Annotated in this window: 6 protein-coding genes; 2 read left to right on the plus strand and 4 right to left on the minus strand. The window is 64.0% G+C overall.

Annotated elements, in window-relative coordinates; translation table 11 throughout:
* Positions 1-42: 42 nt before the first annotated feature.
* The 3 genes from Cba03nite_RS36875 to Cba03nite_RS36885 form a co-directional block, all read right to left on the minus strand.
* Entirely contained in the window at positions 43-1,701 is a 1,659-nt protein-coding gene (locus tag Cba03nite_RS36875) for a UvrD-helicase domain-containing protein (protein ID WP_203756778.1), read from the minus strand.
* On the minus strand, positions 1,698-3,620 hold the full coding sequence (locus Cba03nite_RS36880) for an ATP-dependent nuclease (protein ID WP_203756780.1): 1,923 nt from the start codon (positions 3,618-3,620) through the stop codon (positions 1,698-1,700). Before Cba03nite_RS36880 ends, Cba03nite_RS36875 begins: the two co-directional genes overlap by 4 nt.
* A 218-nt stretch (positions 3,621-3,838) precedes the next feature.
* The gene (locus Cba03nite_RS36885; protein ID WP_203756782.1) at positions 3,839-7,462 is read right to left on the minus strand and encodes an NACHT domain-containing protein; all 3,624 of its coding nucleotides are present in this window, start codon (positions 7,460-7,462) and stop codon (positions 3,839-3,841) included.
* Between the two features lie 1,167 nt (positions 7,463-8,629).
* Between Cba03nite_RS36885 and Cba03nite_RS36890 the strand changes: the two genes are divergently transcribed.
* Both Cba03nite_RS36890 and Cba03nite_RS40735 read left to right on the plus strand, forming a co-directional pair.
* Positions 8,630-12,907 carry a hypothetical protein gene (locus Cba03nite_RS36890; protein WP_203756784.1) on the plus strand — a complete coding sequence of 1,426 codons (4,278 nt, stop codon included), beginning with the start codon at positions 8,630-8,632 and terminating at the stop codon, positions 12,905-12,907.
* A gap of 201 nt (positions 12,908-13,108) precedes the next feature.
* The gene (locus tag Cba03nite_RS40735) at positions 13,109-13,420 is read left to right on the plus strand and encodes a DUF6431 domain-containing protein (RefSeq protein WP_505661185.1); all 312 of its coding nucleotides are present in this window, start codon (positions 13,109-13,111) and stop codon (positions 13,418-13,420) included.
* A 200-nt stretch (positions 13,421-13,620) separates the two neighbouring features.
* On the opposite strand, the gene Cba03nite_RS36895 is transcribed toward Cba03nite_RS40735, so the two are convergent.
* A partial coding sequence (locus Cba03nite_RS36895) for a WD40 repeat domain-containing protein (RefSeq protein ID WP_373315804.1) occupies positions 13,621-13,938 on the minus strand: 318 nt, incomplete at its 5' end.

Below are 13,938 nucleotides of genomic sequence, written 5' to 3' on the forward strand. Positions count from 1 at the left end.
TCCAATCGTTCGACCTTGTGCTCGCCTCAAGAATTCGGCGGGTTAGTCTTCGTGGGCGAAAGCCAGTAGTTGCTCGTACGGTTCGCGGTGTTCGTCCCATCTGCCGGTGGCGCCTTCTGGCCGCTCGCGATGCGAGGCATGGGTCATCACGAGATGCTGCTTGGCACGGGACACCGCGACGAAGAACTCGGACATCGTCGCGGCAGCGTTGCCCCAGAAGAGTTGCCTCTCCACTCCGAGCACGATGACATTGCGGAATTCGAGGCCCTTGCATTTATGGATGGTGAGGAAGCGGACTGCGTCCGTCTCCGACAGCCGCTGGAGTGCTTGAGCGGGGTCTCCATCGACGGACAGTTCTCTGCTGAAGGCGCCAAAGGTCTGCTCGATCAGGTCATCGAGTCGTCGGCCCTGTTGGTACCCGGGCGACAGAGCGGTCAGAACCGGTCGCGAAACCATCTGCAGGAACTCGTCGACGAGTCCGCGCCAGGCCGCGGGCTGGTCCATCTGGAACGCCTGATCGCGGACCTGCGCGCGGGCCGCGGCGAGTGAGCGTTTCAACTGGCTGTCGAACCGAGCGGCGTCTTCCTCGGATGCGCCTAGTCGGTTAGCCAGCCGGATCAGCTCGGCGTATGCGAAGGGTCGCCGGTCGTTGGCGACTACCCGGATGAAGTTCAATATCAGCGCTGCAGCCGGCTCGGCGGTGAGATCCTGGCTCTCCTGCTCGTTGCGGAAGGGGATGCCGCGGTCGATCAGTTCGCTGCCCAGTGACCGGGCGACCAGGTGGGGCTGCTGTCGCACGAGGACCGCGATCTCGTGTGGCGGGACGCCGTCCTTGAGCCAGCTCTCGATGATGTCCGCGACACTTTTGGCTTCGTCTGTCTCGGTGTCGAAGCTGAGCACTTCGATGACGCCCTCGTCGCCGGTGAGATCCTCGACGGGGCTGACCGCCGAGGGGTCCATGTCCGCGATCATCCGGTTCTGCATCCGCCGCAAGCGAGGAGCGGACCGACGGTTCTGATAGAGCGGAAGCGGTCTGGCGGAGAAGTCCTCTGCGAAGGTCTGCAGCACCCCCTCCAGCGCCCCTGCCCAGACCATGATCCGCTGCTTGGTGTCGCCGACGGCGGTGAGGACAGCTGTCGACCGGCCGAACGCTGCCTGGATCAGGCGATACTGCTGGTCTGTGCAGTCCTGAAACTCGTCGAGGAAGACATGGCTGTACGTCTGGCGGATGCCTTCCTGGACGTAGACGTTGGTCTCGACGATTTCCAGCGCCAACGGCACAAGGTCGCGGAACGTGATCTGCTTGCGGGCAACGCGGGTGTCGGGGTCGATTCGATAGTCCGGGTCCAGGGCGTTAAACCCGGTGAGCGCTGGCCTGTAATTGTCGATGAGACGCTTGGCAAAAGCGTGGAAGGTGAGACTGTCGAACCGGGACGCCAGGTGTGGTCCGGAGCGAGTACGGACTCGTTCGCGCAGGTTTCGGGCCGCGTCGACCTTGAACGAGACCGCAAGAATCCGGCGCGGGTAGCGACACTGTCCGGTGCGCAGGACAAAGTCGGCCCGCTGCGCGAGCAGCTCGGTCTTGCCGGCCCCCGGCCCAGCGGCGACGACCACGTTCTCATCCGACATCGTCGCGGCCGTCATCGCGTTCGGTTCGAGGACCAGACCGTCGACGGGACGCCACAGCTCGGGCTTGATCATTCCGGCAATCCTGCAAGACCGGTCCGCACGCGCTCCACCAGCCGCTGGAGAACCGCCGGGAGATCAGCCAACAGTTCCTTGTCCCCTAGGGTCGCGAGGGCAGAAAGGTGGGTGGCGGGCTTGCTCGCGAGATCGAACTTGTCGTGGTAGTCGCCGAAGAGTTTGAAGACCCCGACCGGGAGGCGGGCTTCGTTCTTGTGGCTCTTTCCGAGCACCGCCACGACGGTCTTGTCTTCCGGATCCTCAGGATCGACATCGTAGGCGACGGGATACGCCTCCAGCATCATCAGATCAAGATCGACGGGGTGGGAGAAGAAAACCCCATGTGTCTCCAGGTGCCAAACTGAGCCGCTCCCGTCGGTGAACTCCGGGAAGTCGCAGTCGGCGTCCCACTTGGGCAAGGCGTCGATCTCGTCTGCGGGGAGCGTGCCCGGCCGAACCTTGTTCAACTGCTTCCAGGCGTTGCGCACCCGGCCCCATCCACCTTGGTGGCGGCCACTGTCCAGGTCAAGCAGCGTGGCATGCGGGACCTGCAGCTCGTTAAGCAAGCGCCAGAAATGATTGACGTGCCGACCGCCCAAAGGGACCACTGACACCGACGCGTCGTCCTCGGCGATCCCGGCCGCTGCCAGGACCCGCGGTAGGACGACCTGTTCGCTGTCACCTTCACCGAGAACGACGAAACGGGAGAAATAGAGCTCCGGATAAGCCTGAACTGCCTCCCGAACATACTTAGCGGCGGCCTGGTCCTCGGTTGGAAGAACAACACGGTGGACGGTCGACTCCCGGACCCCGTTCAGCCGTAGAAAACGGATGGAATGGGGCTCGACCCGACGAAGCAGGGTGGGCGCATGGGTGGCGACGAGCGACTGCACATCTCCGTGCGAGCTCGCCCCACGCAGCTGACGGATGATCCTACCGAGATACTGCGGTGCAAGGCTGTTCTCGGGCTCCTCGAGAGCGATGACGGTGTGCACCGGCGGCCGCAGGCGGTCAGGGTCAAGCGACGTCTCGGCGCCACTGAGTACCCGCCGGGCCAGAGACTGCCAGGCAAGCACCAGAGAGACGTACAGCAAAGACTTGTGGCCGTCACTGAGCCGATCGAAAGGCAGCGGAGTACCGCTGTGGGAGGGCGAGAACATCAGGGTGAGCTGACGCAACGCGCTTTCAAGGTCACCCTGCCCGAAGGCGATCGACGGGTCTTTGAAGTATGAGCCGCTGTGAAGGCCCTGCCATTCACCAGCCAGCTGCGCGCTGGCACTGGCGACCGCCGCATTGGTGCCAAGCGATGTGGTGATCTGATCGGCCAGAACGCTCAGTGCCGCCCGTTCGGTAGTCCAGTCTGCTGCGCGCAGGATGCGCCCGATAAGCGAGGCCGCCGTGTAGGCGATGTGATCGGCCGGGTCGCGACGGGCGGGAAGGTAATGCACTTCGATGTGTCGACGGTCATAGCGCGACATCTCGGTCAGCTTCGTCGGCTCACCCGCTTCGTCCGCCTCGAGCACATATTGGATCTTCTCGTCGATGACGCCGTCCGCGGCGAGCTTGGCCGTCAGGCGTACACGGATTCCCGGAACGCCGTCTGCCTCGTCGATCGCCATGTGGGAGAAGTTCGCGGGAACGGAAGCGTGTTGCCCAGTGCTTCCCGCTTCCGGAAACCTCACATCGACCTCCAGCCATAGGGCCGGCTCGCCGCTTTGAACCTCACTCGCCCGTTTGTCGATCGGAATGTGAAAGTCCTCGAGGCGGATCTTGCGCTGCGCTTCAAGGGGGCCGAACAGCCGCGTGAGCGCCTGCAGGACGGCGGTCTTGCCTGAGCCGTTGGGGCCAAGAACATAGGTCAGCTCGTCGAGCTCAATCGCAGTCGGTTCTGGGCCGAACGACTGGAAATTGCACAGTCGCAACGTCGTGATCTTCATCGGCTCTCGTTCACCTTCATCGCTACGCCGATGCTCCCAACGGCGCCTTTGAAATGCATTGACACTGCTCGTCCCGCAGGCTGGTAATGCGTAGGCCACGGTCCGTGGACATCACCTTTACATGCCGTTTTTCGATCACTGAGGCGGGGTCCGAGCTTGGTCGCGGCCTGACACTTCGTGCGAGGCTGAACAGTCGGTCGAGCACGGTCGGCAGGCAGCTATCTGATGAACCAGCCGTCGGCCTCGGCCACCTGGGCCAGCGGCGGAAGATCAGACAGTCCTGCAGATGCCATCTCGGCGGCGATCCTGACGATGTCCGTCGGCCACTGTTCCGGCTCCGTCAAGATCGTCTGCGCCTCGGTACGGGACATCTTCTTCACCTTGATGCGGCCGGACAGCATGTTCGCTCCGAACGCACTGCGGGTCCCGCGGAACGTTTTGATCGGGATGGTGCCGCTTTGATCCGAGCAGGCAATCTCAAGAACGCGGTGACCGAGCGCCGGAGCCAGACTTATCAGGTCTTCAAGATGGAGAGCGACAACCTTGGCGAGTTCGGCCCGCGATGTCTCAAAGCAGAGGTCGTGCAGCACCAGTGCGGTGAGTGCGGCGGGCGCGTACCGTTTGTTGCGTAGGTGGCTGTGAAGATCCAGCTGGCGGATCGAGAGAGAACTCTGCTGCCGACGGACTGCCTCGATCATCGAGATGACGCTCCCAGGCTTCAGGGCCGCCAGCATCCGGTCGATCTCCGCGGCGCAGACGGAGAAGACGATCGCTCTCCCGTAGATCAGAAGTCCAAGCAGGCATGTTCTGCGGCTGAGGTCGTCGGCTGCCGACGACAGCTGCGCCTGCCACCACGCCGCGTCGGCCGAGTTGTCGCGTGCCTGGCGTATCCACGCCAACACCGTTGTAGGCGTGGCACCGGCCGAGATCGCAGCAACTTCGCGCTGGGGGAGCATCGCGGCCGGAACGATGAACGCTGACTCCCGAACTAGCCAGCAGTCGCCCAAAAGTTCGTGCTGCGAGTCCAGGGCCGTTAACCAGGCATCTAGGAGCGTCCAGTCTGCTGCTAGATCATGTGATGCCTGGAGCGTTGCGAGCCGTTGACGCCAAGCCGCTGCAGCCGGAGATTGATTGCGGCGTCGCGCTCGAGGCTCGACAGCCGGCTGGATCGCTGGAAGGCGAGGTGATCTCGCTCGATGGCTGTAGAAGAGTGCCGGGCTCGACCAGACGTACATCCGGGAGATCAGCGAATCTGCTCCTACCCCAAGGCCGCGATCGCCGGCTCCGTCGCCAAGAGCCGTAGCGCACAGCTGCAGAACGCGGTCATCGGAACATTGGCTACCTGCGCGAAGGAGCAGCCCAACGAGCGGCTCATCGTGGTCACCGCGGTTCTGTTCGTACGTCATCATGCGCTCGATCGATGAGGCGTTGTCGCCGTCGAGCAGCCGTAGTTCGGCTGCTACCGACATCCAGGCTGCGAGGTTGGCGCACACTTGATCACGCCAACGGGCTCGAAAGTCGGATGAGTTGTGCATGAGCAGGTTGGTCAGTGCGGCACTGGTTGCTGGGTCGGTTTCGCGTGTCAACCGCTCCTGAACGTGGTCCAGCAGTTCAGCGCGCCCTGCACCTTCCTCGATGCTCACCGACCCGCCGGTCGTGGTGAGCAGCCGGTCCACGGCGAGCACCGCGCCTGGGCCGTCGAAGGCGACGTCGATCACATCGCGAATTGGCAATGTTCCCTGCCTGATGAACACCTGGTCTTCGAGCAGTTGGACGGCCAGCGAACGCGTGAGCGGCAGGACATTGAAAGGCCGCGTTTTCCGAAGGCTGCGAAGATTGGAGGGAAGTCCACGCACTTCGCCCTTGGAGAGCATGCCGGCGAAGAACCGCAGTACGTTCGACCAGTAAGGTCTGCGGAGTAGCGCGTCAAGCCGGTCGTCCTTCGTATTCTTCTCGCCCTTGAGCGGCGCATCGTCATGTAGATACCTCGCCGCGAAGTACTCGCGGAGAGGCTGGACTTCGAACTCGATCCCGGCTGGTCTTTCGACGAGGCAGATGACTCGTCCGGTGATCGCCTTGAACAGCTCGTGAACGAGCTGGCCCCGGTTGCCGCGGTCTCGCAGATGCTCGTCGAGAAGCTGCTGGAGCTGGTCGGCCGTCAGCGCGCCGTTGCTTCGGCCTCGCTCGGACTCAGACTGCAGGTGCCAGGCCAGGTACGCGTGGACATCCTCAACTATGGGTCGATGGAGCCGGACCACGGGCTCCTTCGGCGCCTCGCGGTCCAGGAAGGTCTTCACGTAGTCGCTGTAGAGTTCGGTTCTCTGCTCGGGCAGAATTCCTCGCCGCTGCATCAGGTGCAGAAGGATCGCCAGCTGCATCGGGTTGGAGCTAAGCTCCCGAACGTGGGGGAGAGACTGCTTCTCGATGAAGGTGTTGCGTAGATCGTTGACCTGGTCAGGGTGTAGCCCGGCTTGTTGAGCCCAGCGACCCAGGTAGCCCAGCCGAAGGTCAGTGGTGAGCCGCTGCATGTGCAGAGTTGGGAAGTGCTCGCTGGTGAGTACGTCGGAGATCGACGCACCCGGCCGAGTAGTCACCAAGATCATGATGTCTGCGGCGTTTTGCTGCAAGCGGGTGGCTGCGGCTGCGATTTGGGCTGCGACCTCATGCCGCCGCGTGAGGTCGGCGACCTCGTCAAGCCCATCGAGTGCGAGCAGGACGGGACGGCTGGCCACTAGCGAGGCGAGGTCCTCGACCTTGAACTCGATGCCGCCGCTGTGTTCGGTGATCTTCTCCGCAAGAAAGATCTCGATCGCGTACGTCACCTGGACTTGCTTCTTCTGCTTGCTCCGCTTCTTGGCCGGCGGCGAGGCGACGGGTTTTCCGCGCCAGGATGCATACTCGCGCAGGTCGACTCGGAGGGGCACTCGGACCAGCGCCTTAAGGTGTTGCTGCGGAATCGACTGCTGGTAATCGTCGCGGTTGAGCTGGCGCGCCCGGTGCGCCTGGCAGATGTACTGAAGCAGCGTCGTCTTGCCCTGTCCTGGACCTCCGATGATCAGAGCGTTGCCACGCCACTTGGGGTGAAGGAGCAGACGTGCGGCGCCTGCAACCGGCTGATCATGCGTACCGCTGTCATGATCGTCAACACGCTGCCCAAGCTCGGCCAGCAAGCTGTGGGCGACGCTATTGGGCGTTCCGCTCGCCGCGGCAACATCTACAAAAAGCCGGTCGACCGTGGGCCCTGAGAGGTCCACCTGCTCAAAGCGGACCTTGTTGTCGACTTCGAACTGATACGCGAGGTACGCCGAAAGAGCCAGGTCTGACGCCCTAGCCGACTGCGAACGGTCAATGAGCGTGATCGCAAGAGCCTCATCGGCCGGCAACGCCCGAAGGAATGCAACCTTAGTCGCGTGATCGGCAACGGCGAAGCGGGCATCGACGTCGTCCCGCCACCACGCAGTTATGTTATCGAGGCCCCAAGCCGATGCGCGCTGAGCCAACTCCCGGTCGAGCTTATCGATCGTCCCCTTATCCAGCCCTCCTGTGCCACCCACATTTGTGGCCAGGACATACTCTCGACACCCTCGCTTGGCAAGCCGCTTGATCTTCTCCTGCTCACCGTCGATCGCGCTTACAAGCCAGTCCACGCGATCATCCACGCGCTCTGGCGTGCCGGTGAACTTCACCTGGAAGACCACAGCGTCGTTTACGGCGTCCCGTCCGCCATCGGCTTTGTTCAGCGGCATGGCCCGAAAACGATGGCCCGAGGAACGGGCCAACAACGCCTGGATGAGGCGCTGAAAGTCGTCGTCGCCGAGCGTTTCGTACTGATAGAGCCCCACGCTGACCCAGCATCCTCCGGAGCGCTGCGAACAGGTTGGCGGCAAGCGGCAACATGTCGTGTCGTCGTACTTGCACGCGGACCCATACTCTACGACGCTGTCGTCGATCTTCGATCACGTCATAGGCTGGTTCATCCGAGCGATTCCCGCTGGGACGTTCGTGATGCTCCTGAAGTGCGTAATACCGAATGCTGACTCGATCGGCGCGAGCGTCACCAGGGGAGCCATAGCTTCCTCCGGGCACGTCGGCGGAGCGGTGAAGTCTGAAGACGGTGTGCTACCGAGGAGACGTGAGCCCCCGGGGCGATAGGCCAGTGGCGGAGGACCGCCCCTGGACTGCCGACGTCAGAGTTGAGCTGCCACTCCCAGGGGGCTTCGCCCTGGACGACGTCGATCGCCCCGAAGCGTGACTTCACCACCAGGTGGAGGCCGTTGACGTGGCAGATGATGTCGCCGAGCCCGGTGGTGAACAGGACGGTCGCGCCGTCGGGCAGGCCGAAAACCCCGGAGTGCATCGTGGCTGCGCGGGCCGGGTCGACGAAGCGGAAGTACCCGTCGCCGACGAAACCGGCACCGCGCGAACGCCACGAATGCACCAGGTCGGCGGGACCTGGGCGGCGGACCGGCTGATGGTCTCTTCGGCGATGGGTGCCACGGGGTGGAACTCAAAGAACTTGGTCGAAACACTCTCTGCGTGTCGCGGAAGTGTAGCCACAAGTCTGTCTCGCAAAGCCGCCGCTGTCCGTCGGCTCGAAGGCGCGACCGGACCTTCGGCACGATGATCCGCGGTAGGCCGGCCGGAACCGCAGGATGTGGCTATCCGGTCGATCGTCTTTGGGCACACGACGCCGTCTTGGCTGGCGGCGCGCCAGCCGCTGCTCCCAGGGCAAGGACTGTTGCCAGCAGGGGAGCGCGATCATGCGAAGGCATCGCCCAGATCTGCCCAGTGATCCACCGCTGACAGTCCGATAAGCGCTCGCGATCAAGGTGGCCTTGATCGGCGAGCGCGTTGAGGAAGTTGTCGGCGATGAAAACCAGGCCCGGCGCAGTGGAGTCGCTGACTGTGAATTCTGCCCATCGCAGCGTCCGGGCATCGGAGTACGAGCTTGTCGGTGCCGTGCGGGAGACTGGACTGCGATTCCAGTCCCTGCTAGCGAAAGTCAGATCTTGGACGAGGCAGAGTTCGCCAAGTACATCGAGTTGGGTCACGAGAACGCCCACGTCATTGAGTTGGCGACCAACCATTGCCAGCACATGCGCTTCGTAGAGTCGGGCGGCCGAGGGATGCTGGAGGAAGTGACAGGGCTGCCGGTGAACTCGCGCCGGGTCGAATGCCCAGTCGCCATCGGCAACATGTCCGGCATGCGGTTGGATCATGTCACCTTCAGCTTCTACGCCGCACACTGCGGCGGCTGCGAGATGCGGAGCCCCACTGGCCGGCTTCCGAACCTGGAGACCGAAGCTCATGCCCGCCAGGCACAGGCAGCGGCCGCCGAGGCGGAGAAGGCTGAAGCACTTCGGCGACGTGCCGCCGAACGTGCTTTGCGTGCGGAGCGACGCCGGAGCCTACGGGCGACCGCAGACCCGGCAACTTCCGGAATCTTGGATGACCTCGATGTGCTCGACCCGGACCCTACAGTCGACAGAGACGTCGAAGCGGCGAAGCGTGCGCGTCGACGTCTGATCGCGATCGCGGAACGCGCAGGTGACCGGTTTGAACCTGCCATCATCGACGAGCTGTTCGATGCAGTAGCAATAGTCGGTGTTACCGAGCTGCTGGAGCCCCTGCGGCACCTTGCGTCGCGGCGACCAGACCTTGCGGAGCGGCTAGTTGCGGCCGCGTTGGCAGTGTTGCGGAACAAGCCGAGCATCGAGGCCGGCCGGTGCCTGACCGATCAATTCGGCCTGGTCGAGCCGGTCGCGGTCGACGATGCCGTGATCCGGTCGGTCGTGGTGTTAGCCGGGTCAAAGACGCCAGAAGACCACCACTTTTCCGGCCCGATGCCGGTGGTCCAGGCGAATGATCCAGGCCCGCTGCGGGTCTTGGCCGACCTGTCTCCTGCAGCTTTGGTCACGCAATTGGCCGCGATGCTTCCTCGCCCTGTGCTGCCCAGCATCATCACAGCGCCCAACCATCGGCTGCGGCCAGTGTCGGACTTCGACCGCCGTGCAGCAGCCGGCGCGATCGAGCACCTCGCCAGCACCCATCTAGAGGTTGCGCTCGAAACGCTCTCGTCCCTGGTCCTGTCGCTGGGTGTTCCTCCGGAAGACAGTTACGATCCCGGCACGGTGGGAACCGCGGAGCGCGCGCTGGGTCGGATGCTCATCGCCGCACCGGCACGGGTGGTCGAGATGATGGAGGAAGCCGGGAAGCACGCATCAGAGCCGACTCGTGAAGGTCTGGTGGGCGCGGCCCGCCACGCGGTCGACATGGTCGACACCGACTACGTGCACCGCCGTGCCCACGACCCCGTCGTGAGCCTCGAAGAGGCGGCTGCGGTCACAGATGCCGCGTTCGCGTTCTTGCTTGCCCGCACCGATGAGTCCTGGGGGCATCGGGTCACCTTCTCGGCCGTGGAGATCATCGAACAGATGGCACGCCGGCACACAGGCAACTTGGCTCAGCATCTTGATGCAATCTTCGGCGCGTTCCTCACGCTTACGCGACAGCGGGAAAATGCGCCGAAGAGTCTGCTCACCTCAGTCACACCCCCAGACCCGTTGGCCGGGATGGAGGCATGGTCACGACGGAACAGCCTCTACCAGTCCGCCCGACGGCTTCTCAGAGCGGTCGAGTTGGCGTCCGCGACCAACCCGCTTGACGTGTGCCGCACTGTGGCAACGCTCGTCACGAACGAACGTGATAACGAACTTGGCACCGAGGTGGTCACACCGCTCCTTGCCACGCTCGGTGAAATTGGACGCCAGCACGGCGACCAGCCCGGCGTCCTGCAGGCAATCCTGCCGACGCTACACACCTACCTGGTCGACGTTAGTCCAGGTCCACGCTCGGCTGCCCTACGAGCTTGGACAAACATCGGCGCTAGCCACGCACTTCCTTCCACAGTTGCTGACCTATTGCCAGCATTGACCGGCGACACCTACGTCGTCGTGATCGACGCAGTCCTCGGCGCTGCGTGCCGCCTGCCGTGGGCGGCACAGGACACACGAATGCGGTTGGCCTTGTACGCAATCCAGGTGATGGAGGGCATCAGCATCACCGACCATTTCGAGACGTTTCTGGCGGCGCTGTCCGCGCTTCGTTGTCATGTCCCTGGCCTTGATGCCCTTGCCATACTAGAGAAGAAGGCGCTAGCACGGGTTCCTCCGGTTGAGTGGCACCAGGCGTCGGACTTGACAGATCAGCCGTGGCAACCGGACGCTCGGGTCGCTCCCGAGCTCGCGATGCTCTGGCTGGAACTCGCTCCCCGCCGCACCTACGGGTTGCGGCAACATGACGAAGCCGAAGAAGCACTCAACGGTCTTCTCGACTGCGGTGCCGGCCTACTCGGACTACCGGCCGCGGACATCATCAACACCGGGGCACGGCATTCGCCGGAGTCGTTCTACGGGTCGATGGAGTACGCAGAGGTCCTCGCCCGAGCGGAACGACGCGACGACGTCGTGGCGCTACTCCAAGCCGCCCTGGACCGAATCCCGAATGAACCGGCGCGCAGCTCACAGCGGGCGCTCACTGCACTAGCCCTTGCGGTAGCACGACTGCACGCGACCCTCGCGACCGAGCTTCAGAGCGGAGCGGGAGCAGCGGTCCGTGCCGCCATAAACAGCGTCAGCGCAACGATCGGCATGTGCTCCAGCCATACCGAGGACGACAGACGTTGGCTGCGGCCGTTCTCCCGGATGGCAGCGATCCGTGCCGCGATAGTCTGCGTACTGTTAAACATCTCTACACCCCCGGAGATTGTCGCTGCGCTTGATGACACGGCGACCGGACCCGGCGGTGCACCTGCTGAACCCACCGATCCAGCCGAGATGCTCACCAACCGCGCCAAGATCCTACGCACCCTGAGCAAAGACCTCCAGGCTGGCGGAAAGTCCATCGGAACCGCCACCCACACCGGCGTGACGGCCACCGCCCGGCTGATCGCCAGTGTCGCGCACCTACTCGATGCCGAAGCTGCCGAGCTCAACGCCGACCTCGCCCAAGCCACAGCGCATCGGACTGCTGCCCAACGCAGAGCCGCCTCTATCGACCTTGCCGCCCAGCGGCACGACGATCCGCTGCTTCTTCGCATACGCGAACTCCAAGGCCACATCGCCACCCAGACAGACCCGGCCGGGTCGCTCGACCTGGAGCGCGTCCTCGCCCTAGCTGCCGCACTGCCGGCACCGTTGTTGTTCATTCGAGCGCTCCAGCACCAGCGTGGGGTCGGCCCATGGCATCCGCCAGCAGACACCCCACCCGAAAGTCCCACTGTCGCTGTCGCACTTGTCTCCATCGATGACAAGCTGCTCACCGGACCCGCCATCGTCAACCCCGGCCTCACCCACACTCTTGCTCTCCAGGTTCAGACCGACCCGTGGCCCGCGTGGGTTCAGCGCCTGGACGCCGAACTGGTCAGCACACTGAACGACACCGAACTCCAACGACCCGCGCTAACCTGGCAACAGCACCAACACACCGGCGACCCCAACACCTACGAGGGATCCGGCACGCTGCACGTCCGCTACGCCGTGCCCAGTACCCAGCACGCGCCACCAGTCATCGTCCGCCTCACGTGGCGGGGGGTCGACGAAGACGGCAAGCCAAAGAGCCAACCCCTCGACGTCGCCGGCCACCGCGAGTTCCGTGTCCGCCCCTACGATCCCAGCCGCGATGCCACCACCCAGTACGAAGTGTTCGACGAACACCTCCTCGCCATCTACGAACAACTCGCTTCCGCCGGCTACCCCCACGGCCAGCTCCAAGCCTTCGCACGACTTCTCAACGCCCTCTCCCGCATTGGCCTCGCGATGACCTGGAACAAGAAATACCGCCGCGGCCAGAACATCAAAGAACGCCAGTTCCACGACGACCTACACGCAGCGTTGCTCGCCGACCCCACCCTCGAAGGGCGCGTCGAACGCGGCACCGCTCACGCCCACGGATACCTTGATACCCGACATGACGGCATCACTGCCGAGTTGAAAGTCGTACGAGACCAACCCGTGACGGCCAAAACAGCGACAAAATACATCGGCCAGCCAACCCAGTATGCCGCCGCCGACGGCACTCGACTCTCCATCCTGGTAATCCTCGACATGAGCCCAAAGGTGCTCCCTATCGGCACTCCCGAGAACTACCTCTTCGTACTTGGTCCCAAACAACACGGTATGACCCACCCGCATTCACCCAGCGTCGTAGTCACCCTCGTCGTCAACGGAAACCTGCCCGTACCCAGCAGCTGGTCACGCAGAAATACCCCGACAACCAACACGCCTTAACGTGTTAGCCGTCACCGAAGGTGACGACGAGTTCGCTCTTGCCCGTCACTGATCTTGAGGATGTCTGCCACGCGTCCCGGAGGGGTTGCGCTTCTTCGTCGCCGTCATCACCGTGAGGACGTTCATGCAGGAAGCGGCCCTCCCGTAATCCTTGGCCGGGCGTTGGGGAGGGCCGCTCATCGGTGCGGAGGCACCAGGGTGATGACGGTAGCCGACGACCCTGCGGGGGTCGAAGGGCAGCTGGCGACGGGTTCGCTGTGCTGCCCGGCTTGCCAGGGCCGGTTGGCCGGGTGGGGATGGGCGCGGCCGCGTGTGATCCGGGGCGAGGCGGGCGCGCGGTGGCTGGTACGGCCGCGGCGTACGCGCTGCTCGGGGTGCGCGGCGACGCATGTGCTGCTGCCGGTGGGTGTACTGGTCCGCCGCGCGGACACGGTCGGCGCTGGCGGTGCCGATCCGCCGTCCGGTGAAGTCGTCGGCGGCGAGGAGGGGTCACGGCCTCGCACATCGTGGTGACGTCTGGGCCGGCGTCGGCTCGGCGGCCAGTGTGCTCAGTCCACAGCATCCCGCGCCGGAGGCGGTGGCCTGTTTCTTGGCCGCCGAGCCGTAGCAGCTTCCCTCGGCCGCGGCCTACATATCCGCCGCCAGCCAGCATCAGACCGCTTCCGTCGAGGTCACCTCGTCAGTCTTCGCCTGTAGAGATGGGTGAAAGGACGTCACGGGAACCGGCGATCTAGCGGTAGGCCGAGTTCGTTGCGTTGGCGTGGGGTCAGGATTACCGAGATGCGGCTTTCGGCGTACGCGGTCAGGTCTGCCTCGTCTCCTATGGCGAACCGCAGCTGTACCATTCCGTCATCGGTGCTGGTGGCCAGGCGCCCGTCGGCGGCGAACTCCAGCGCCGTGACACCGCCTGTGAGGTCGGTGAGGGTGTGTAGCAGTCGTCCCTGTCGGTCCCAGATCCGCGCAGTCATGTCGATGGAGCCGGTGGCCAGGTACCCGTCGGCATCGAACGCCGCGGCCATAACCAAGCCTGT

It is taken from the genome of Catellatospora bangladeshensis, from assembly GCF_016862575.1.
GTDB lineage: Bacteria > Actinomycetota > Actinomycetes > Mycobacteriales > Micromonosporaceae > Catellatospora > Catellatospora bangladeshensis.